The 22,753-nt window shown below is 73.9% G+C and carries 17 protein-coding genes; 16 read left to right on the top strand and 1 reads right to left on the bottom strand.

Annotation, left to right across the window (positions count from 1 at the left end; genetic code table 11):
- Window positions 1–39: 39 nt before the first annotated feature.
- From SCATT_RS05365 to SCATT_RS05300, 14 genes are all read left to right on the top strand, one after another.
- Window positions 40–675, top strand: coding sequence for a TIGR02234 family membrane protein (locus SCATT_RS05365; RefSeq protein WP_014141920.1), 636 nt, complete (start codon window positions 40–42; stop codon window positions 673–675).
- A 123-nt stretch (window positions 676–798) separates the two neighbouring features.
- Window positions 799–1,032 carry an HGxxPAAW family protein gene (locus SCATT_RS05360; protein ID WP_014141919.1) on the top strand — a complete coding sequence of 78 codons (234 nt, stop codon included), beginning with the start codon at window positions 799–801 and terminating at the stop codon, window positions 1,030–1,032.
- Window positions 1,033–1,299: 267 nt separating this feature from the next.
- Window positions 1,300–1,767, top strand: a complete 468-nt coding sequence (locus tag SCATT_RS05355; protein WP_014141918.1) for a DUF2752 domain-containing protein — start codon at window positions 1,300–1,302, stop codon at window positions 1,765–1,767.
- A 209-nt stretch (window positions 1,768–1,976) separates the two neighbouring features.
- The gene (gene trpC, locus SCATT_RS05350; protein WP_014141917.1) at window positions 1,977–2,786 is read left to right on the top strand and encodes an indole-3-glycerol phosphate synthase TrpC; all 810 of its coding nucleotides are present in this window, start codon (window positions 1,977–1,979) and stop codon (window positions 2,784–2,786) included.
- A gap of 11 nt (window positions 2,787–2,797) precedes the next feature.
- A complete protein-coding gene (trpM, locus tag SCATT_RS05345; RefSeq protein WP_014141916.1) occupies window positions 2,798–3,004 on the top strand; it encodes a tryptophan biosynthesis modulator TrpM in 207 nt (68 codons plus the stop codon).
- Window positions 3,005–3,257: 253 nt separating this feature from the next.
- A complete protein-coding gene (gene trpB / locus SCATT_RS05340) occupies window positions 3,258–4,496 on the top strand; it encodes a tryptophan synthase subunit beta (RefSeq protein WP_014141915.1) in 1,239 nt (412 codons plus the stop codon).
- The gene (gene trpA / locus SCATT_RS05335) at window positions 4,493–5,320 is read left to right on the top strand and encodes a tryptophan synthase subunit alpha (protein WP_014141914.1); all 828 of its coding nucleotides are present in this window, start codon (window positions 4,493–4,495) and stop codon (window positions 5,318–5,320) included. The genes trpB and trpA overlap by 4 nt, the downstream gene beginning before the upstream one ends.
- A 111-nt stretch (window positions 5,321–5,431) precedes the next feature.
- On the top strand, window positions 5,432–6,358 hold the full coding sequence (locus SCATT_RS05330) for a DsbA family protein (protein WP_014141913.1): 927 nt from the start codon (window positions 5,432–5,434) through the stop codon (window positions 6,356–6,358).
- A gap of 67 nt (window positions 6,359–6,425) precedes the next feature.
- Entirely contained in the window at window positions 6,426–7,397 is a 972-nt protein-coding gene (gene lgt / locus SCATT_RS05325) for a prolipoprotein diacylglyceryl transferase (RefSeq protein ID WP_014141912.1), read from the top strand.
- Between the two features lie 149 nt (window positions 7,398–7,546).
- A complete protein-coding gene (locus tag SCATT_RS05320) occupies window positions 7,547–8,299 on the top strand; it encodes a VIT1/CCC1 transporter family protein (RefSeq protein WP_014141911.1) in 753 nt (250 codons plus the stop codon).
- A gap of 303 nt (window positions 8,300–8,602) precedes the next feature.
- Entirely contained in the window at window positions 8,603–13,177 is a 4,575-nt protein-coding gene (gltB, locus tag SCATT_RS05315) for a glutamate synthase large subunit (protein WP_014141910.1), read from the top strand.
- Window positions 13,170–14,630 (top strand): glutamate synthase subunit beta, encoded by a 1,461-nt coding sequence (locus SCATT_RS05310; protein WP_014141909.1) that lies wholly within the window; start codon window positions 13,170–13,172, stop codon window positions 14,628–14,630. The genes gltB and SCATT_RS05310 overlap by 8 nt, the downstream gene beginning before the upstream one ends.
- Window positions 14,631–14,772: 142 nt before the next feature.
- Window positions 14,773–16,557, top strand: coding sequence for an alkyl/aryl-sulfatase (locus SCATT_RS05305; RefSeq protein ID WP_014141908.1), 1,785 nt, complete (start codon window positions 14,773–14,775; stop codon window positions 16,555–16,557).
- 35 nt (window positions 16,558–16,592) lie between these two features.
- A complete protein-coding gene (locus tag SCATT_RS05300) occupies window positions 16,593–17,558 on the top strand; it encodes an alpha/beta fold hydrolase (RefSeq protein WP_014141907.1) in 966 nt (321 codons plus the stop codon).
- On the opposite strand, the gene SCATT_RS05295 is transcribed toward SCATT_RS05300, so the two are convergent.
- Window positions 17,555–18,481, bottom strand: coding sequence for a hypothetical protein (locus SCATT_RS05295; protein ID WP_014141906.1), 927 nt, complete (start codon window positions 18,479–18,481; stop codon window positions 17,555–17,557). The two genes, SCATT_RS05300 and SCATT_RS05295, sit on opposite strands and share 4 nt — an antisense overlap.
- A 175-nt stretch (window positions 18,482–18,656) precedes the next feature.
- Between SCATT_RS05295 and SCATT_RS05290 the strand changes: the two genes are divergently transcribed.
- Both SCATT_RS05290 and SCATT_RS05285 read left to right on the top strand, forming a co-directional pair.
- Window positions 18,657–19,106, top strand: coding sequence for a hypothetical protein (locus tag SCATT_RS05290; protein WP_014141905.1), 450 nt, complete (start codon window positions 18,657–18,659; stop codon window positions 19,104–19,106).
- Between the two features lie 89 nt (window positions 19,107–19,195).
- Complete coding sequence (locus SCATT_RS05285) at window positions 19,196–22,306, top strand: endo-alpha-N-acetylgalactosaminidase family protein (protein ID WP_014141904.1); 3,111 nt, start codon at window positions 19,196–19,198, stop codon at window positions 22,304–22,306.
- Window positions 22,307–22,753: the final 447 nt, after the last annotated feature.

Here is a 22,753-nt window from a genome sequence, read left to right as displayed (position 1 = left end):
GGCGCGCAGGCGATAGTGGAGTACGTGAACGAGACACCCGTGGCCGCCCCGCCGGACCGTCCCGACCACCCGGCCCCGCCGAAGCGCCCGGCCCGCGCCTCGCTGGCCGCCGCGCTGCTGCTCGGCGCGGCCGGTGCCGCGGTGGTGCTGCTCGCCGTCGGCAAGACCTGGGCCACCGGGCTCGCCCCGGCGGTCGGCGGCACCGTACCGGTGCACGCCGGCGGCAAGGCCGTCACCGGGCTGCCCGGTGCCCTCGCCCTGGTCGGCCTCGCCGCGCTGGTGGCCGTCTTCGCGGTCCGCCGGGTCGGACGGCTGATCGTCTCGGTGCTGCTGGCGCTGTGCGGCGCGGGCGTGATCGCGGCGGCGGTGGCCGGCGCGGCGGACACCTCGGCGGTGAACGACGCCGCCGCCCGCGCCAGCGGCCTGACCTCCACCACCGCCCAGCACATCGCCCACACCGGCTGGCCGTGGATCACCGCCCTCGGCGGCGCGCTCCTGCTCCTCGCCGGCCTGCTCGCGGTGGCCCGCGGCGCCCGGTGGCCCGGGATGTCCGCCCGCTACGAACGCGCCGGCGCCCGCCCCGCCCCCCGTCCACGTCGCGCCCCTGTCGACCCCGACCACCCGGGCGAGCTGTGGAAGGCCCTCGACCGCGGCGAGGACCCCACCCAACGCTGACCACCGCCGCGCCCCGCGTGAGGTCGGCCACCCCGCGTACGGGGGCGCCGACCGGACGGGGGACAATGGGCGCAGCGTCATCGCGCCACCTCGCGGCGCCGAGCAGAAGACCAAGGAGCTTTCATGGCGGGCAACAGCCACGGACACACCCCTGCCGCCTGGACCGGTGTGATCATCTCGTTCATCGGGTTTTGTGTCGGCGGCATCTTCATGGTGATGGCCCAGCCGGCCGGCTTCTTCGCCGGACTGGCCCTCACCCTCCTCGGCCCCCTCGTCGGCGGCATCATGCGCCTGATGGGGATGGGGCAGCCGATGGGCCACACGGGCCTCCAGGTGGCGCCCAAGAGCAGCAGCTGAGCTGGGCCCCGCCGTCGAACCCCCGCCCGCCCCGCGGCGGCCGAGGGGGCACCGCCCAGGCGTAGCTGAACGGGGAGCGCGCTCACGGCGTCGTCGGCCGCCGGCCCGTGCGGTCGCGCTCCGCCTCGCACCGTCCTCCGGGCGGCCGGCGATCGACGACAGGCCCCCGGGGGCGCCGGCCCCGCACGCGCCGCGGAACGGGCGCGGCACACCGTCCACACCACGGCGTGCCGCGCCCTTCGCGTTCCCCGGGCGCACAATCGCCTCATGGCCCGCCCCACCGCGCCGGGCACCTCGCCCGCACCCCGCCGTCCGGACACCGGACGGTGGCGCCGGGCCGCGCCGCCGGGCGCCGCGCTGGGCGCCGTCCTCGCCGCCTTCGGCTACGTCGCCGTGGTGGACCCCGGCCGCCCCGGCCACTACCCCGGCTGCCCGTTCCGCGCCGCCACCGGCTGGTACTGCCCGGCCTGCGGCGGTCTGCGCAGCGCCCACGCGGTGGCCCACGGCGACCTCGCCGCCGCGCTGCGGGACAACGCCCTCGCGGTCCTCGGATACGGCGCCGCCGCCGTACTGTGGGTGTGGTGGCTGTGCCGCGAGGTACGGGCGCGTCCGGGCCGTACGGCGGCGCGGCGGCACCCGGGGGCGCGGCGGGCGGCCACGGCGGCCGTGGCCGTCGTGGTGATCGCCTTCACCGTGGTCCGCAACACCCCGGCGGGCCGCTGCCTGGCCCCGTGACGTACGCCAGGCAGCCGGTTTCGTCCAGGTGGTGGGACCGGCGGCGACCGGATGACGATTCGATAGCGGGTGGCGGCTACCATCGCACTACCTGCTCAACGTGGTCCCACGGTTCCGCAGCAGGTTTTCGCCAGGAATTCGCCAGGAACGCGTAGACCAGTGGCGGCCCCCCGGGGACCTCGCCACCAGCCCGGAAGGGGGCCGCTCGGGTGAGTGTGCTCGACGAGATCATCGAGGGTGTCCGCGCGGACCTCGCGCAGCGGCAGGCCCGCGTCCCCCTCGACGAGCTCAAGGAGCGAGCCGCCAAGGCACCGCGGGCCAAGGACGGCGTGGCCGCGCTGCGCGGCGACGGCGTCAAGGTGATCTGCGAGGTCAAGCGCTCCAGCCCGTCCAAGGGCGCGCTCGCCGCCATCGCCGACCCGGCCGGGCTCGCCGCCGACTACGAGGCCGGCGGCGCCGCGGTGATCAGCGTGCTCACCGAGGAGCGCCGGTTCGGTGGCTCCCTGGCCGACCTGGAGGCGGTCCGCGCCCGGGTCGACACCCCGGTGCTGCGCAAGGACTTCATCGTCACCGCCTACCAGCTGTGGGAGGCCCGGGCCTACGGCGCCGACCTCGCGCTGCTCATCGTCGCCGCCCTCGACCAGGAGGCGCTGGTCTCGCTGATCGAGCGGGCCGAGTCCATCGGGCTCACCCCGCTGGTGGAGGTGCACGACGAGGACGAGGTCGAGCGCGCGGTGGCCGCCGGCGCCAAGGTCGTCGGGGTCAACGCCCGCGACCTGCGCACGCTGCGGGTGGACCGCGACACCTTCGCCCGCCTCGCCCCGGAGATCCCCGGCCACGTCGTCAAGGTCGCCGAATCCGGCGTCCGCGGCCCGCACGACCTGATCGCCTACGCCAACGACGGCGCCGACGCCGTACTCGTCGGCGAGTCCCTGGTCACCGGGCGCGACCCGAAGACCGCGGTGGCCGACCTGGTCGCCGCCGGCGCCCACCCCGCGCTGCGCCACGGACGGGACTGACCGGAGCCGGCATGTCCCCCCGTCCGACACCCGCCACCGCCCTCGACCGGGGCGCCGCGCTCCGGGACCCCCGGCTGGCCCGGCTCGCCCGCGGCTGCAAGCCGCGCGGCTGCCGCGCGCCCGCCCGCCGGGTGCTGGGGCGCCGGGTGCGGTACGTCATCGGCTGCGAACCGGGACAGGTGAACGGCCGGCGATGGCGTCGGCCGACGGCGGTCTGACGTATCGTCAGCCACACGTCGGCCCGGCCCCGCGACGCCCCGCTCCGCCGGTGGCGCCGCGGCGTGCCCCGGGCCGCCACCGGTGCCCGGCCGCGCGCCGGACCCGGTACCGCCGTCGCCCGTCCCCGTACGCGCCCCCGCCAGGCCCGTACCACCGCCCCGCGCCGCCGGGGCGCGGTACGGCGTGCGCGGGGCGCGCCCCACGTACGCCTTCGCAACCGGGGCGCAGCCGCGCCCGACGAGGAGCAACCGGATGTCCACCGACTTCTTCATCCCGGACACGGCGGGCCAGGTGCCCAGCGCCGCCGGGTACTTCGGCCGCTTCGGCGGCAAGTTCATCCCCGAGGCCCTGGTGGCCGCGGTCGACGAGGTCGCCGCGGAGTACGAGAAGGCCAAGGCCGACCCCGCCTTCGCCGCCGAACTCGGCGACCTGCTGGTCAACTACGCCGGCCGCCCCAGCGCGCTGACCGAGGCCGCGCGCTTCGCCGAGCACGCCGGCGGCGCCCGGATCTTCCTCAAGCGCGAGGACCTCAACCACACCGGCTCCCACAAGATCAACAACGTGCTGGGCCAGGCCCTGCTCACCCGGCGGATGGGCAAGACCCGGGTGATCGCCGAGACCGGCGCCGGACAGCACGGCGTGGCCACCGCCACCGCCTGCGCCCTGTTCGGCCTGGAGTGCACCATCTACATGGGCGAGGTCGACACCGAGCGCCAGGCGCTCAACGTCGCCCGGATGCGCATGCTCGGCGCCGAGGTGGTCGCCGTGAAGTCCGGCAGCCGCACCCTGAAGGACGCCATCAACGAGGCGTTCCGCGACTGGGTGGCCAACGTCGACCGCACCCACTACCTGTTCGGCACCGCGGCCGGCCCGCACCCCTTCCCGGCCCTGGTCCGCGACTTCCACCGGGTCATCGGCGTCGAGGCCCGCCGCCAGCTGCTGGAGCGCGCCGGGCGGCTGCCGGACGCCGTCCTCGCCTGCGTCGGCGGCGGCTCCAACGCCATCGGGGTCTTCCACGCCTTCCTGCCCGACGAGGGCGTCCGGCTGATCGGCCTGGAGGCGGCCGGCCACGGCGTGGACTCCGGCGAGCACGCGGCCACCCTCACCGCCGGCGACCCCGGCATCCTGCACGGCTCGCGCTCCTACGTCCTCCAGGACGAGGACGGCCAGATCACCGAGCCGTACTCGATCTCGGCCGGCCTGGACTACCCCGGCATCGGCCCGGAGCACTCGTACCTGAAGGACACCGGGCGCGCCGAGTACCGCCCGGTCACCGACGACGAGGCGATGCAGGCGCTGCGGCTGCTGTCGCGCACCGAGGGCATCATCCCGGCCATCGAGAGCGCCCACGCGCTCGCCGGCGCCCTCCAGGCCGGCCGGGAACTCGGCCCCGACGCCCTGCTGCTGGTCAACCTCTCCGGCCGGGGCGACAAGGACATGGACACCGCCGCCCGCTACTTCGGGCTCTACCCTTCGGAAGGTGCCAAGTGAGCGGCAACCTCGGGCTGTTGGAGAAGACGCTGGCCGCCGCCAAGGCGGAGGACCGGGCCGCGCTCATCGGCTACCTGCCGGCCGGCTTCCCCTCGGTCGAAGGCGGCGTGGACGCCGCGATCGCCATGGTCGAGGGCGGCTGCGACATCGTGGAGATCGGCCTGCCGCACAGCGACCCGGTGCTCGACGGGCCGGTCATCCAGACCGCCGACGACATCGCGCTGCGCGGCGGGGTGAAGATCGCCGACGTACTGGAGACGGTACGCCGGGTGCACGCCGCCACCGGCGCGCCGGTGCTGTGCATGACGTACTGGAACCCGGTGGACCGGCACGGCGCCGAGCGGTTCGCCGAGGAACTGGCCGCCGCCGGGGGCGCCGGCTGCATCCTGCCCGACCTGCCGGTGGAGGAGTCCGCGCAGTGGCGGGCCGCCGCCGGGCGGCACGGGCTGGCCACCGTCTTCGTCGTCGCCCCGAGCAGCCGGGACGAGCGGCTCGCCGAGATCACCGCGGCGGGCAGCGGCTTCGTCTACGCGGCCTCGCTGATGGGGGTCACCGGCACCCGGGCGTCGGTGGGCGCCCAGGCCGCCGACCTGGTGCGGCGCACCCGGGCCACCCCCGCCGGCCGCCAGGGGCTGCCGGTCTGCGTGGGCCTGGGGGTCTCCAACGGCGAGCAGGCCGCCGAGGTGGCCGCCTTCGCCGACGGCGTCATCGTCGGCTCCGCCTTCGTCAAGCGGCTGCTGGACTCCGCGGACCGCGAGACGGGCCTGGCGGGCCTGCGGGACCTCGCGGGCGAGCTGGCGGCCGGGGTGCGCAAGCGCGGCTGACCCGCCCGCCACGGCAACCGCACGGGCCGGCGTTACCCGTTCGAGGGAATCGGCGGGCCGGGGGTGCGCACTCGCGCACCCCCGGCCCGCCGCACCGCGTTAGGCAAGGGCGTGAGCCAGAACAACCGTGACGGTAAGAGCGCCCGCGAACGGCTGCGGGCGGAGCGCGAGCGCGAGAAGATCAAGGCCAAACGGAAGCGAACGGCCCTGGTGGCCGGCGGCATCGTGGCGGTGCTCGCGGCGGCGGCCGGCATCGGCATCGCGGTCTCCGGCTCCGGCGGCTCCGGGGCGGGCGGCGCCGCGGGCGCCCCCTCCGGCGCCCTGGGCAAGAGCGACCTGGCGGTCCCCGTCGGCCGTTCAGGGGCGCCGTCCACCCTGACGGTCTACGAGGACTTCCGCTGCCCGGCCTGCGACGTCTTCGAGAAGACCTTCCGCGACACCGTGCACGGCCTCCAGGACGGCGGCCAGCTCCAGAGCCAGTACCACCTGGTCACCCTGATCGACTCCAACCTGCGCGGCAGCGGCTCCCTGCGGGCCGGCAACGCCGCCGCCTGCGCCCAGGACCAGGGCAAGTTCCGCGCCTACCACGACGTCCTCTACGACAACCAGCCCGACGAGCGCGACGACCGCTTCGCCGACAACAACTACCTGCTCCAGCTCGCCGACAAGGTCCCCGGCCTGCGCACCGCCGCCTTCACCTCCTGCGTACGCGACGGCCGCTACGACGGCTGGATCAAGAAGTCCAACAGCGACTTCAACAACTCCGGGTACAACTCCACCCCGACCGTGCTGCTCAACGGCAAGAGCATCTACGGCCCCAACACCCCGCTCACCCCGGACGGGCTGAAGAAGATGGTCGCCGACGCCAACCGCGGCAAGGCCCCGGCCCCGGCCTCCGGATCCCCGGCGTCCTCCGCCCCGGCCTCCCGGGCCTCCTCCGGCTCCTCGGCGCCGGCCCCGGGCGGGCCGGGACGCTCCGTGTCCGCGACGGTCACCCACGGCTCCGGGACGCCCGGCGGCGGCCGGCCCCGGCCGTGACGTTACGCGTCCTTTGCCGGGTGGGATTGCGCCTTCACCCGCCCGGCACGGTAGCGTCGGTGACGCCATGGACCTCGCATACATTCCCAGCCCGTCGAAGGGCGTCCTCCACCTCGGACCGATCCCGCTGCGCGGGTACGCCTTCTGCATCATCATCGGTGTCTTCGTCGCCGTGTGGCTGGGCGGCAAGCGCTGGGCGGAGCGCGGCGGCCTGAAGACCACCGTCGCCGACATCGCCGTGTGGGCGGTGCCCTTCGGGCTGGTCGGCGGGCGGCTCTACCACGTCATCACCGACTACGAGCTGTACTTCGGGCCGGGCCGCGACTGGGTGGGCGCGTTCAAGGTCTGGGACGGCGGTCTCGGCATCTGGGGAGCGGTGGCGCTGGGCGCGCTGGGCGCGTGGATCGGCTGCCGCCGCCGCGGCATCCCGCTGCCCGCCTACGCCGACGCCGTCGCCCCCGGGGTCGCCTTCGCCCAGGCGATCGGCCGCTGGGGCAACTGGTTCAACCAGGAGCTGTACGGCAAGCCCAGCAAGCTGCCGTGGGCGCTGGAGATCGACCCCGCGCACCGCCCCGCCGCCACCCCGGACATCGCCACCTACCACCCGACGTTCCTGTACGAGTCGCTGTGGTGCGTCGCGGTGGGCTTCCTGGTCCTCTGGGCCGACCGGCGCTTCAAGCTGGGCCACGGCCGGGCCTTCGCGCTCTACGTGGCCGCCTACACGGTGGGCCGCTTCTGGACCGAGCACATGCGGATCGACTACGCCCACCAGATCCTCGGCATGCGGCTCAACGACTGGACGGCGATCCTGGTCTTCCTCGCCGCGGTGGCCGGCTTCGTGATCTCCGCCCGCCGCCACCCGGGCCGGGAGCCCGTGGTGGAACCGGCTGCGACGGCGCCCCCCACGCCTGCCACGCCGTCCGAGGACCCCGACCGGCCCGGCGGCGGCCCCGCGAAGCCGCTGATGTCCTTCCCCGACGACCCCGCCGAGGAGCGCGCCGAAGGCGGTAAGGACACCTCCGCCGCACAGCAGGGCTGAGCCCCCCGCCCTCCGGCTCCGGCACCCCCGAGCACCCCCTTTGGACAGGCTTTCCTTGCTGGCACGGTTCGCCCGTTCGTGCGTATCGTCAACGCGTCGCACAGGGGGCCGGGTGTTCCGTGCCCGGTCCGGAGGGAGTACGACGCCAGATGTCCACCGTCATCGAGAGCAGCGGCACCGGGAGCGCCGGCGCCGAAGACACCGGCTACCACGTGCCGCACCACACCCACCGGGACGTCAACGGCGGCTGGCTGCGCCCCGCGGTCTTCGGCGCCATGGACGGCCTGGTCTCCAACTTCGCCCTGATGACCGGCGTGGCCGGCGGTCAGCTCTCCAGCCACACCATCGTCCTCACGGGCCTGGCCGGCCTCGCCGCGGGCGCCTTCTCGATGGCCGCGGGGGAGTACACCTCGGTCGCCTCCCAGCGTGAGCTGGTCGAGGCCGAGCTGGAGCTGGAGCGGCTGGAGCTGCGCCGCAACCCCCACGACGAGCTGGCTGAGCTGGCCAAGCTGTACGAGTCGCGCGGGGTCGACCCCGAACTCGCCCACGAGGTGGCCCGCCAGCTCTCCCGCGACCCGGAGCAGGCGCTGGAGATCCACGCCCGCGAGGAGCTGGGCATCGACCCCTCCGACCTGCCGTCGCCGCTGGTCGCCGCGGTCTCCTCGTTCGGCTCGTTCGCGGCCGGCGCGCTGCTGCCGGTGCTGCCGTACCTGCTGGGCGCCTCCCGGCTGTGGCCGGCGCTGGTGCTGGCGCTGCTCGGGCTCTTCCTGTGCGGCGCGGTGGTGGCCCGGGTGACCGCCCGTTCCTGGTGGTTCAGCGGGCTGCGCCAGCTGGTGCTGGGGGCCGCCGCGGCCGGGATCACCTTCCTGCTGGGCTCGCTCTTCGGCCACGCGATCGGCTGACCGGGGGGTGACCCCGTCCGCGCGGGGTACCCGGTTTCGTGTGAATCGCTTGTTTCGGCGGTCGGCCGGGCGGGCATGAGACCCCCGCGCCGCGGGCAGAGTCGCCCGCTCCGCGCGCCCGCGACACCGGCCCCGCCGCCCGGGTCGCCACCCCGCTCGTGTCCACATGGTGGAAGCATGTATCCGCTTTCCGGGATGCGAGGCATCCTGTAACCTGCACGCAATCGCAGAGGGCCAACGTCGTCCCTGTTGCGCCGTGACATTTCTGAACGGCACTACATGCCAACGACGACGGGAGAGCCGATGCGTTCTGCGTCCACGCACTCCGAGTCCAGCGCCCGCTGGGCCCACATGGACGGGCGTCCCGCTTCGCAGGGGATGTACGACCCCCGTCACGAGCACGACGCCTGCGGTGTCGGCTTCGTGGCCACCCTCACCGGCGAGGCGGACCACGCGCTCGTGGAGCAGGCGCTCACCGTGCTGCGCAACCTGGAACACCGCGGGGCCACCGGTTCCGACCCCGACTCGGGCGACGGCGCCGGCATACTGCTCCAGATCCCGGACGCCTTCCTGCGCGGATCCGTCGACTTCCCGCTCCCCGCCGCCGGCGGCTACGCCGCGGGCATCGCCTTCCTCCCCTGGGACGAGGAGGAGCGCGCCAAGGCCGTCGACTCCATCGAGCGGATCGCCGCCGAGGAGAAGCTCCAGGTGCTCGGCTGGCGCACCCTGCCGGTCGCCCCCGACCTGCTCGGCGCCGCCGCCCGTGCCACCATGCCGTACTTCGCCCAGCTCTTCGTCGCCGACCCCACCGGCGCCCGCACCGGCATCGACCTGGACCGCCCGGCGTTCGTGCTGCGCAAGCGGGCCGAGCGCGAGGTGGGCGTCTACTTCCCCTCGCTGTCCGCGCGCACCATCGTCTACAAGGGCATGCTCACCACCGGGCAGCTCGAACCGTTCTTCCCCGACCTGTCCGACCCCCGGTTCGCCACCGCCATCGCGCTGGTCCACTCCCGGTTCTCCACCAACACCTTCCCGAGCTGGCCGCTGGCCCACCCGTACCGGTTCGTGGCCCACAACGGCGAGATCAACACCGTCCAGGGCAACCGCAACTGGATGCGCGCCCGCGAATCCCAGCTCGCCTCCTCGGTCATCGACGGCGACCTGGAGCGGATCTTCCCGGTGTGCACCCCCGGCGCCTCCGACTCCGCCAGCTTCGACGAGGTGCTGGAGCTGCTCCACCTCTCCGGCCGGTCACTGCCGCACAGCGTGCTGATGATGATCCCGGAGGCGTGGGAGAACCACTCCTCGATGGACCCCGCCCGCCGCGCCTTCTACCAGTACCACTCCACGATGATGGAGCCCTGGGACGGACCGGCCTGCGTCACCTTCACCGACGGCACCCTGGTCGGCGCCGTGCTCGACCGCAACGGGCTGCGCCCCGGCCGCTACTGGGTCACCGACGACGGCCTGGTCGTCCTCTCCTCCGAGGTCGGCGTCCTGGACATCGCCCCCGGCAAGGTCGTCCGCAAGGGCCGCCTCCAGCCCGGCCGGATGTTCCTGGTCGACACCGCCGAGCACCGCATCATCGAGGACGACGAGATCAAGGACGGCCTCGCCGCCCAGCAGCCGTACGGCGAATGGCTGGAGGCCGGGCTGATCCACCTCGACGACCTGCCCGGGCGCGAGCACATCGTGCACACCCACGCCTCGGTCACCCGCCGCCAGCAGACCTTCGGCTACACCGAGGAGGAACTGCGGGTCATCCTGGCGCCGATGGCCAAGACCGGCGCCGAACCGATCGGCTCCATGGGCACCGACTCGCCCATCGCCGCCCTCTCCGCCCGGCCCCGGCTCCTCTTCGACTACTTCACCCAGCTGTTCGCGCAGGTCACCAACCCGCCGCTGGACGCCATCCGCGAGGAACTGGTCACCTCGCTGATCTCCGCCGTCGGCCCGCAGGGCAACCTGCTGGAGCCCACCCCGGCCGCCTGCCGCAACGTCACCCTGCCGTTCCCGGTGATCGACAACGACGAGCTGGCCAAGCTCATCCACATCAACGCCGACGGCAACCTGCCCGGGCTGAAGGCCGCCACCCTGTCCGGCCTGTACCGGGTCGGCGGCGGCGGCGCGGCGCTGGCCGCCCGGCTCACCGAGATCTGCGCCGAGGCCGACGCCGCCATCGAGGACGGCGCCCGGCTGATCGTCCTGTCCGACCGGCACTCCGACGCCGAGCACGCGCCGATCCCCTCGCTGCTGCTCACCTCTGCCGTCCACCACCACCTCATCCGCACCAAGCAGCGCACCCACGTCGGCCTGCTCGTCGAGGCCGGCGACGTGCGCGAGGTGCACCACGTGGCGCTGCTGGTCGGCTACGGCGCCGCCGCCGTCAACCCGTACCTGGCCATGGAGTCCGTGGAGGACCTGGTGCGGGCCGGCACCTTCCTGCCCGGGGTGGACGCCGACACCGCCATCAAGAACCTGATCAAGGCGCTCGGCAAGGGCGTGCTGAAGGTGATGTCCAAGATGGGCATCTCCACCGTCGCCTCCTACCGCGGCGCCCAGGTCTTCGAAGCGGTCGGCCTGGACGGCGAGTTCACCGACACCTACTTCCACGGCACCGCCACCAAGATCGGCGGCGCCGGAATCGACGTCATCGCCGCCGAGGTCGCCGCCCGGCACACCAAGGCGTACCCGTCCTCCGGGATCGCCGCCGCCCACCGCCGGCTGGAGATCGGCGGCGAGTACCAGTGGCGCCGCGAGGGCGAACCCCACCTGTTCGACCCGGAGACCGTCTTCCGGCTCCAGCACGCCACCCGCTCGCGCCGCTACGACATCTTCAAGAAGTACACCGAGCGGGTCAACGAGCAGTCCGAGCGGCTGATGACGCTGCGCGGCCTGTTCGACCTGCGCACCGGTGAGCGCCCGCCGGTGCCGGTCGAGGAGGTCGAGCCGGTCTCCGAGATCGTCAAGCGGTTCTCCACCGGCGCCATGTCCTACGGCTCCATCAGCCGCGAGGCCCACGAGACGCTCGCCGTCGCCATGAACCAGCTCGGCGCCAAGTCCAACACCGGCGAGGGCGGCGAGGACGCCGACCGCCTCCACGACCCGGCCCGGCGCAGCGCCGTCAAGCAGGTCGCCTCCGGCCGCTTCGGGGTCACCAGCGAATACCTGGTCAACGCCGACGACATCCAGATCAAGATGGCCCAGGGCGCCAAGCCCGGCGAGGGCGGCCAACTGCCCGGCCACAAGGTCTACCCCTGGGTGGCGAAGACCCGCCACTCCACCCCCGGCGTCGGCCTGATCTCCCCGCCGCCGCACCACGACATCTACTCCATCGAGGACCTCGCCCAGCTCATCCACGACCTGAAGAACGCCAACCCGGCCGCCCGCATCCACGTCAAGCTGGTCTCCGAGGTCGGCGTCGGCACCGTCGCCGCGGGCGTCTCCAAGGCCCACGCCGACGTGGTCCTCATCTCCGGCCACGACGGCGGCACCGGCGCCTCACCGCTGACCAGCCTCAAGCACGCCGGCGGCCCCTGGGAGCTGGGCCTGGCCGAGACCCAGCAGACGCTGCTGCTCAACGGGTTGCGCGACCGGATCGTGGTGCAGACCGACGGCCAGCTCAAGACCGGCCGCGACGTGGTGATCGCCGCGCTGCTCGGCGCCGAGGAGTTCGGCTTCGCCACCGCCCCGCTGGTGGTCTCCGGCTGCGTCATGATGCGCGTGTGCCACCTGGACACCTGCCCGGTCGGCATCGCCACCCAGAACCCGGTGCTGCGCGAGCGGTTCAGCGGCAAGCCCGAATTCGTCGTCAACTTCTTCGAGTTCATCGCCGAGGAGGTCCGCGAACTCCTCGCCGAACTCGGCTTCCGCTCCATCGAGGAGGCCGTCGGCCACGCCGAACTGATCGACACCTCCCAGGCGGTGGACCACTGGAAGGCCCAGGGGCTGGACCTGGCACCCCTGCTGCACGTGCCCGACCTCCCGGCCGGCGCCGCCCGCCACCGCACCACCGCCCAGGACCACGGCCTGGCCAAGGCGCTCGACAACGAGCTGATCCGGCTCGCCGCCGACGCCCTCGACAACGCCTCCCCGGTCCGCGCCCAACTGCCCATCCGCAACATCAACCGCACCGTCGGCACCATGCTCGGCCACGAGGTCACCAAGCGGTACGGCGGCGCCGGCCTGCCCGACGACACCATCGACATCACCTTCACCGGCTCGGCCGGCCAGTCGTTCGGCGCCTTCCTGCCCAAGGGCGTCACCCTGCGGCTGGAGGGCGACGCCAACGACTACGTCGGCAAGGGGCTCTCCGGCGGCCGGATCGTCGTCCGCCCCGACCGCGGCGCCGACCACCTCGCCGAATACTCGGTGATCGCCGGCAACACCCTCGGCTACGGGGCCACCGGCGGCGAACTCTTCCTCCGCGGCAAGGTCGGTGAACGGTTCTGCGTGCGCAACTCCGGCGCCGTGGTGGTCGCCGAGGGCGTCGGCGACCACGGCTGCGAGTACATGACCGGCGGCCGGGCCGTGGTGCTCGGCGAGACCGGACGCAACTTCGCGGCCGGCATGTCCGGCGGCATCGCCTACGTCCTCGACCTGGACCCGGCGTGCGTCAACACCGGCATGGTCGGGATCGAACCGCTCGACGCCGAGGACATCGGGTGGCTGCACGACGTGGTGCGCCGCCACCTCGAAGAGACCGGCTCCACCGTCGCCGAGGCGCTCCTCGCCGACTGGGGCACCACCCTCACCCGGTTCGGCAAGATCATGCCCCGGGACTACAAGGCAGTGCTCGCCGCCAAGGTTGCCGCCGAGCAAGCGGGGCTCTCCGAGTCCGAGACGACGGCCAGGATGATGGAGGCGGCACATGGCTGACCCGAAGGGCTTTCTCACCACCGGGCGCGAGGTCGCCCGCACCCGCCCGGTCCCGGAGCGGATCAAGGACTGGCGCGAGGTCTACGTCCCCGGCTCCCTGTTGCCCGTCATCGGCAAGCAGGCCGGCCGCTGCATGGACTGCGGCATCCCGTTCTGCCACAACGGCTGCCCGCTGGGGAACCTGATCCCCGAGTGGAACGACTACGCCTACCGCGACGACTGGCGGGCCGCCGCCGAACGCCTGCACGCCACCAACAACTTCCCCGAGTTCACCGGCCGGCTGTGCCCCGCCCCGTGCGAGGCCGCCTGCGTGCTCGGCATCAACCAGCCCCCGGTGACCATCAAGAACGTCGAGGTCACCATCGTCGACAAGGCGTGGGACAACGGCGCGGTGGTGCCGCAGCCGCCGGAGCGCCTGTCCGGCAAGACCGTCGCCGTCATCGGCTCCGGACCGGCCGGCCTCGCCGCCGCCCAGCAGCTCACCCGGGCCGGCCACACCGTCGCCGTCTACGAACGCGCCGACCGCATCGGCGGCCTGCTGCGCTACGGCATCCCCGAGTTCAAGATGGAGAAGCGCCACATCAACCGGCGCATCGAGCAGATGCGCGCGGAGGGCACCAAGTTCCGCACCGGCGTGGAGATCGGCCGCGACATCGACGCCGCCGGCCTGCGCCGCCGCTACGACGCCGTGGTGATCGCGGCCGGCGCCACCACCGCCCGCGACCTGCCCGTCCCCGGCCGCGATCTCAACGGCATCCACCAGGCCATGGAATACCTGCCGCTGGCCAACAAGGTCCAGGAGGGCGACTACGTCACCTCCCCGATCTCCGCCGAGGGCAAGCACGTCGTGGTGATCGGCGGCGGCGACACCGGCGCCGACTGCGTGGGCACCGCCCACCGCCAGGGCGCCGCCTCCGTCACCCAGCTGGAGATCATGCCCCGCCCCGCCGACGAACGCCCGGCCCACCAGCCCTGGCCCACCTACCCCATGACCTACAAGGTCACCTCCGCCCACGAGGAGGGCGGCGAACGGATCTACGCCGTCAACACCGTGGAGTTCGAGGGCGACGCCGAAGGCAACGTGCAGTACCTGCACCTGGTCGAGGTGGAGTTCACCGACGGAAAGTTCGCGCCCAAGCCCGGCACCGAACGCCGCATCCCCGCCCAACTGGTCACCCTCGCCATGGGGTTCACCGGCACCGACGTCAGGAACGGGCTGGTCGAACAGCTCGGCCTGGAACTCGACGCCCGCGGCAACATCGCCCGCGACAAGGACTTCGCCACCAACGTGGACGGCGTCTTCGTCGCCGGAGACGCCGGCCGCGGCCAGTCGCTCATCGTCTGGGCCATCGCCGAGGGGCGCTCCGCCGCCCGCGCCGTCGACCACTACCTGACCGGCACCTCCGCCCTGCCCGCGCCGATCCGCCCCACGGACCGCGCCCTGGCCGTCTGACGGCCACCCCCGAGAACGGGCCGTACAACGGCGTACGGAACCGAAAGCGGCGCCCGGTGCTCCCCGACCGCACCGGGTGCCGCGTCACCCGCTCCACCCCGCTGGACGGGCGCACCACGCCGACCGGTGCCATCGTGGCCCCATGACCCACCTCGCGCGCGACCCGGCCGGTGCCCTCGCCCACCACGACGACACCCGGGACCTCGACGACGCCGACCACGGTTTCCTCGGCGCCCTCGAACCCGCCCGGATCACCGACGCCGACGGCCGGGTCGTCTGGGACGCCGACGCCCACGCCTTCCTGGCCGGCGAACGCCCCGACACCGCCCACCCCGCGCTGTGGCGGGCCGGCCGGCACCTCGCCCGGCACGGCCTGTACCAGGTCACCGACGGCGTCTACCAGGTACGCGGCCTCGACCTGTCCACCATGACGCTCATCGAGGGCGACCGCGGCGTCGTCGTCGCCGACCCGCTGCTCAGCGCCGAGACCGCCGCCGCCGCGCTCGCCCTCTACCGCGCCCACCGCGGCGACCGCCCGGTCACCGGCGTGGTCTACACCCACAGCCACCCCGACCACTTCGGCGGCGCCCGCGGCGTACTGCCGCCCGGCCACGAACCCGTACCCGTCCTCGCCCCGGACGGCTTCCTCGACCACGCCCTCGGCGAGAACCTCCAGGCCGGCCCCGCCCGCGCCCGCCACGCCCGCCACCGGTACGGCACCGCGCTGCCCAAGGGACCGGCCGGCCAGATCGGCTGCGGCCTCGGCCCCGCCGTCTCCACCGGCACCCTCACCCTCGTCCCGCCCACCGCGCGGATCACCCGCACCGGGCAGGAGGAGACCGTCGACGGCCTCCGGCTCGTCTTCCACCTCGCCCCCGGCGCCACCGCACCGGCCGAACTGAGCCTGTACCTGCCGCACCGGCACGCCCTGCTGCTCTCCGGGCACGACGCCCTCACCACCCACGGCGGCGCCGCCCGCGCCCGGGCCCGGCACCTCGCCGAGACCCTGGCCCGCCACGGCCACACCACCGAGGTGCTCCTCACCTCCCACCACCGGCCCGTCCGCGGCACCCGACACGTCACCGCCCACCTGACCGTCGAACGCGACCTCCACGCCTACCTGCACGACCAGACCCTGCGCCTGCTCAACCGGGGACACACCCCCGCCGAGATCGCCGAGGAACTGCGACTGCCGCCCGCCCTGGAGACCGCCCGCCCCGAAGCGCTCCGCCGATACCTCCAGCCCCCCTTCGACGACGACCCGGCCCGGCTGTGGCAGCACCCGCCGGCCGGCCTCGCCCGGCGCTACACCGCCTGCCTCGGCGGGGTGGACGCCACCGTCGCCAAGGCCAAGGAGTACACCGAAGCCGGTGACCTGCGGTTCGCCGCCACCCTCCTCGACCACGCGGTGCTCACCGACCCCGGCCACGCCGAAGCCCGCGAGGCGCTCGCCACCGTCTACGAACGCCTCGGCCACGCCGCCGCCGACGCCACCTGGCGCAACCACTACCTGACCGCCGCCGCCGACCTGCGCGACACCCACCCCGGGCCCGCCACCGGCGACAGCCACGACCTGCTCGCCGCCCTCACCGTCGACCAGCTCGTCGACTCCCTCGCCGTCCGCGTCGACGGCCCCCGCGCCTGGCCGGCCACCCTCACCATGGACTGGCACCTCACCGACGAACAACGCGTCTGGCGGCTGACGTTGTCCAACGGCGCCCTCACCCACCGCGGTTCACCCGCCACCCGGCACACCGCACCCGACCCCGCCGACCTCACCCTCACCCTGACCAGGGCCCAACTCCCCGCCCTGCTCACCGGATCACCCCCCGACGGCACCGTCACCGACGGCGACCCGCACACCCTGGGCCGCCTCCTCGCCCTCCTCGACCCGCCGGACCCCACCGCCCCCGCGGTGACCCCGTAGGCTGACGCCACCGCCACTTACGGGAGGGAAGCTCAGTGGTCGAGCATCGTACGGTCGAAGTCGACGGCGTCCGGCTGCACATCGCGGAGGAGGGGGAGGGGCCGCTGGTCGTCCTGCTCCACGGCTTCCCCGAATGCTGGTACTCCTGGCGCCACCAGTTCGCCCCGCTGGCCGCCGCCGGCTACCACGTCGTCGCCCCCGACCAGCGCGGCTACGCCCGCAGCGACCGCCCCGAGGCCGTCGAGGCGTACACCATGCCGCACCTGGTCGGCGACGTCGTCGGCCTGGTGCACGCGCTCGGCGAGGAACGCGCCGTGGTCGTCGGCCACGACTGGGGCGCCCCGGTCGCCTGGAACACCGCGCTGATGCGCCCCGACCTGGTACGCGGCGTCGTCGGACTGAGCGTCCCGCCCACCCCCCGCGGACCGGTGCCGCCGCTGAAGGCGATGCGCGAGATGTTCGACGGCCGCTTCTACTGGAACTACTTCGAGACCCCCGGCCGCGCCGACGCCGAATTCGCCCGCGACCCGCACGCCACCTTCCGCCGCTGCCTGTACGGACTCTCCGGCGACAACCCCGCCAACGCCGAGCCCGCCCAGCCGCTGATCGACCCCGAACAGGGCTTCCTCGCCAACTACCCCGACCCCGGGCGGCTGCCCGACTGGCTCACCGAGGACGACATCGACACCTTCGTCGCCGAATACCGCGACGCCGGCTTCACCGGCGGCCTCAACTGGTACCGCTGCCTGGACCGCAGCCGGGAGCTGACCGCCGCCTTCGACGGCGCCCGCGTCACCGTCCCCGCCCTCTACCTGACCGGCGACCGCGACCTCGTCGTCCACTTCCCCGGCAACGACCAGCTCATCCCCGCCCTCCCCACCCTCCACCCCGGCCTCGGCGCCCCCCACGTCCTGACCGGCTGCGGCCACTGGACCCAGCAGGAACGCCCCGCCGAGGTCAACGCCGCCCTCCTGGAATTCCTCGACGGCCTGCCCGACTAGGCGTCACACTCCAACTCGCTCCGGCACAGCCCGCACCGCGCGGTCAGCCGGCCCCGGACCGGCACCCGGATCCGCTGCCAGCACGTGGGGCACGGGAACGAGACGCGCAGCGGCTCGCCGGCGTGGAACGCGTAACCGCCGGCCAGCCGCACCGGCGGCAGCCCGTCCTCGGCGACGACCTGCAACGCCGCCCAGCGCCGGTCGGCCGCGTACCGGCGCCGGCTCGCCCAGCCGGCCCCGGCCAGCGGCGGCCGGCGCCAGTCGTCCCGGGCCCGCGCCCACCCCGCCCGGTACGCCTCCCGGGCCTGCGCACCGGTCAGCCACGCCCCGGCGTCGTCCCCGAACGCCATCGCCCGCTTGGCCAGCACGTAACCGAACTCCTCCGGCGTCAGGAACCCCAGCTTCGTCGCCCGGTCGTCGTCCTCCCGGTAGGCGTCCAGCAGCGGCCAGCCCGCGCCCAGATAGGCCGCCGTGGTGTCGGTGAGGACCTCGTTGTCCCGGGTGCCGGGGAAGGAGAGCCCCAGGCGGCCCAGGTACAGATGGGCCACCTCGTGCGCCAGGCACGCCCCGATGTCCCGCCGGTCCTCCTTGAAACGGGCGTTGAGCTCCACGAAGTACTCCGGCCCCGCCCCCGCCTCCACCGCCCCGGCCTGCGCCATCTCCCGGAACGCCACGATCGCCCGGGCCTGCGGCAGCCGCAGCTGGCGCACGATCGCCCGGGCCACCGCCTGCGCCCCCAGCAGGACGTCCGCACCCGGCGGGAACCGCACGTCCTCCGGGCGCACACTCACCGCGAACGCGCTCACCGTGTCGTACGACAACCGCCGCCACAGCGCGGTCAGCGCCGCCCGGACGGTCTCCAGATGCGGGAACCCGTGCGCGACCGGCGCGGAACCGGGCCCCGGTCCGGCATGACGGCTCACGGGCACCTCCCACCGGCCGCGCCTCGCCCCTCCCGCCGAGGGTAGTCGGCCGCACGGCCCCGGTCACCCGCCCCGTTCGTGCGTCGTCCGCACCAAACCGGTCGCGGCGCCCCGGACCACCGGGCACCGTGGAACGCAACGCAGACGCACCCCAGCGAAAGGCAGGCGCACCGCGATGGAACCACCGGCCACCGCAGCACCGAAGCGCACCTCCGGCCACCTGGCCGACGCCTGCGTCACCGTCGTCGCCGCCCTCGCCGGCGCCGCCATGGCCGCCTCCGGGGTATGGCAGCTCGGCTGGCCGCACGCCTTCTCCGCCTGGGCCGGCTTCCCGCCCGACGGCCACTTCCTGCACGACAGCGGCGCCTTCTCCATCGGCCTCGGGCTGGCGCTGCTGCTGACCACCGTGTGCTCCGACGCCGCCACCACCGTGCTCGCCGCCTTCCTGGTCGCCAACACCGTCCACTTCGCCTACCACGTCGCCGACCGCGACCTCGGCGGACGGACGTGGACGATCTGGCTGCTCGGCGCCGGATCGCTGCTGACCGCCGCCGCGCTGACGCTGCGGCTGCGCCGGATCACCGCGGTGCGCGGCATCCGGGGAACGACGCCGGGGGAGCGTTAGTCCAACCGCCGCGCGCGCTTTGTCCATGGCCCCGCCGCCCACCGCGTTCCACCCTGTGCGGGTCGGGTCACCCTCGCCGAAGGAGCGCGATGACCACCCCCGCCACCGCCCCCGGACCCAGCCGCCGCACCCTGCTGGCCACCACGGCACTCGCCGGCCTGGGGACCGCGCTCACCCCGGCCACCGGACACGCCGCCACCCCCAGGACCACCCCGGGCCTGGCGGTGCTGCGCTCGGCCGCGCTCGACGTCACCGTCGACACCGCCTTCCCCCGCGTCGTCTCGTTCACCGACCGCGCCACCGGAGCCGTACTCCACGGCCACCCCGCCCCGGTCACCACACTCCTGGTCGACGGCGTCACCCACACCCCGCGGGTCACCGCCACCCCGGGCACCGACCGCGTCGACTACACCCTCACCCTCGACGGCGGCACCCGTATCGAGGCCGGGATCACCGTGGACGGCATGCGCGTCACCTTCCGCGTCACCGCCGTCCACGAAGCCCCCGGCCACCTCGTCGGCACCCTCCAACTGCCCGGCCAGGCATGGCTGAGCGTCCGCGGCGACCAGCCCGGCGCCACCGTGCTCACCGCACGGCTCCAGCTCGACAAGGCGAAGAACGGCGACACCACCGTCACCGTCACCGACGCCACCCCGGCCGACCCCGCCCCCGTCGGCTGCGCCTACGCGGTGGCCGCCCACGACACCCTCGCCGCCGCGGTCGAGGCCAACACCGTATGGGACGACGTCACCGCCAACCCGGCCGCCGCCTGGGAGAACGGCCGCTTCTGGCGCCAGGCGGTACGCGACGGCGACGGACATACCCGGGTCGGCATCTCCTGCGGCCAGTGGACCCACCGCGGCGCCGGCGCCGCCCCTGACGACACCGAACCGCTGCCCTACGTCACCGTCGTCCTCACCCGCGACCGCAACGGCGACGGCCGCATCGACTGGCAGGACGCCGCCATCGCCCTGCGCGACATCATGGTCGACCCGCTCGGCGCCGACGACCAGCACCTGCGCGTCGTCCCGCACATCCCGTTCAACTTCGCCAGCCAGGCCACCAACCCGTTCGCCGCCACCCTCGACAACGTCAAACGCATCGCCCTGGCCACCGACGGACTACGCCAGTTCACCCTGCTCAAGGGGTACCAGTCGGAAGGCCACGACTCCGCCCACCCCGACTACGCCGGCAACTACAACGAACGCGCCGGCGGCCTGGCCGGCCTCAACGCCCTGCTCGCCGCCGGCACCACCTGGAACAGCGACTTCGCCGTACACGTCAACGCCACCGAGTCCTACCCGGTCGCCCACGCCTTCTCCGAGACCCTGGTCGACAAGGACGACCCCCAGTGGGACTGGCTCGACCAGAGCTACCGCATCAACTCCCGCCGCGACCTGGCCTCCCACGACATCGTGCGCCGCTTCCGACGGCTGCGCGAGGAGACCCACCCCGCCCTCGACACCGTCTACCTCGACGTCTTCCGGGAGAGCGGCTGGACCTCCGACGGCCTCCAACGCCATCTGCGCGCCCAGGGCTGGAAGGTGGCCAGCGAATGGGGACACGGACTGGAACGCTCCTCCCTCTGGTCGCACTGGGCCAACGAGACCGACTACGGCCCCGACACCTCACGCGGCGTCAACTCCACCCTCATCCGCTTCCTGCGCAACCACCAGAAGGACGTCTTCGCCGACAAGTTCCCCCTGCTCGGCACGGCCAAGCTCGGCACCTTCGAAGGCTGGCAGGGCAAGACCGACTGGCACGCCTTCCACCGCCTGCTGTGGACCGACAACCTGCCCGCCAAATACCTCCAGGCCTACCCCGTCAAGACCTGGTCCGACCACGAGATCACCTTCTTCGGACCCACCGCCACCTCGGTCTGCGACACCACCGGCCGCCGCGTCATCACCACCGACGGCCGCACCGTCTACGACGGCGGCACCTACCTGCTGCCCTGGGAACCCCGCGCAGCGACCGACCCGGCCAGGCTCTACCACTACAACCCGGCCGGCGGCACCACCGGCTGGCGGCTGCCCCGCGGCTGGGCCGGCGCCCGCACCGTCCACCTGTACCGGCTCACCGACACCGGCCGGCGGCACGTCGCCGAGGTCCCGGTGCGCGACGGCGCAGTCACCCTCACCGCCGACGCCGGGGTGCCCTACGCCGTCTACCGGCGGCCCGCCCCGCCGCTGAGCGACCCGCGCTGGGGCGAGGGCACCCCGGTGCACGACCCCGGCTTCAACTCCGGCTCCCTGCGCGGCTGGCAGGTCACCGGCCCGGCCCGCGTGGTACGCGACGAACTCGGCGACCCCGAACTCGTCATCGGCCCCGGCGGCCCGGCCCGCGTCCGGCAGCGGCTCGCCCGGCTCACCCCCGGCGACTACGTGGCCTCCGTCCAGGTGGAGGTCGGCGAACGGCCCGGGGAACGGCGCCGGGCCGCCCTGGAGATAGGCACCGCCGACGGCGTCACCGCCGTCAACTGGACCGACACCTCCACCGCCGGGAACTACATCGCCGCCGACCGCAAACACGGCACCCGCTTCCAGCGCATGTTCACCCGCTTCCGGGTGCCGTCCGGCGGCGGTCCGGTCACCCTCGCGCTCACCGCCGACGCCGGCACCGCCCGCGTCCGCTTCGACAACGTACGGGTCGTCCCCACGGCGCCCGCCCCGCCACTGCCCGAACACGTCCTCCTCCACGAGGACTTCGAACACGTCCCGCAGGGCTGGGGCCCCTTCGTCAAAGGCCCCGCCGGCGGCGCCAACGACCCACGCACCCACATCGCCCAACGCCACTTCCCCTACACCCAGCGCGGCTGGAACGGCAAGGCGATCGACGACGTCGTCGACGGCACGCAGTCGCTGAAGTCCCGCGGCGAGAGCACCGGCGTTGTGTACCGCACCGTGCCGCACACCGCGCGGTTCCGTCCCGGGCGCCGCTACCGGGTCTCCCTGCGGTACGAGAACGAACGCGCCGGCCAGTACGCCTGGATCACCGCCGTCGACGTCCCCGGCGCCGCCGCCCCCACCGTCCTGGCCACCCTCCCCCTCCCGGTGGCCACCGGGCCCACCACCCTCACCTACGAGTTCACCGCCCCGGTGGAGGGGGAGACGTGGGTGGGGCTGAGCAAGACGGGCGGGGACGAGGTGGCGGAGTTCACCCTCGACACGGTCACGCTCGCGCTGGCGGCCAGCCATTGATTCCTCGGGGTGCGCCCGACCCCCCGCACAGGGCGTTCCCCCCCCGCCCCGACATCCTCGGGGTGCGCCCGTTCCCCTTTCGTCGTGGCTGGCGTCACGGATGTTTCCCCCCGCCCACCCGTGGCTGTGTTCGTACAGTGCGGGGTGCGCACTGTCTTCCTGGGTTTCCGGGGGCCCTCCGGGGTGACTCCTCGCTCCGCGTATCCGCCAAGGCTTGGCTCCGGCTGTTGGGTCGCTGCGGGGACACCCCTGCACGCCCCCGTTCTGTTGTGTTCCGCGCTGCGGCACGGGGTGGGTGAGAAGGAGATCGGGGTGACCCCAACCTCCTATCTCACCCTCCCCCGCGAAGAGAGGCACCCGCACGACGGCGCAAGGGGGTGTGTCGGGGGTGTCCCCGCAGCGACCCAGCGGGGCGGGCGCAACCTTGGAGCGAAACCTGGGGCGAGG

The sequence above is a fragment of the Streptantibioticus cattleyicolor NRRL 8057 = DSM 46488 genome (assembly GCF_000240165.1).
Classification (GTDB): Bacteria; Actinomycetota; Actinomycetes; order Streptomycetales; family Streptomycetaceae; genus Streptantibioticus; species Streptantibioticus cattleyicolor.
The sequence above is the reverse complement of the archived record's forward strand: the minus strand, read 5'-3'. Positions and strand labels throughout refer to the sequence as shown.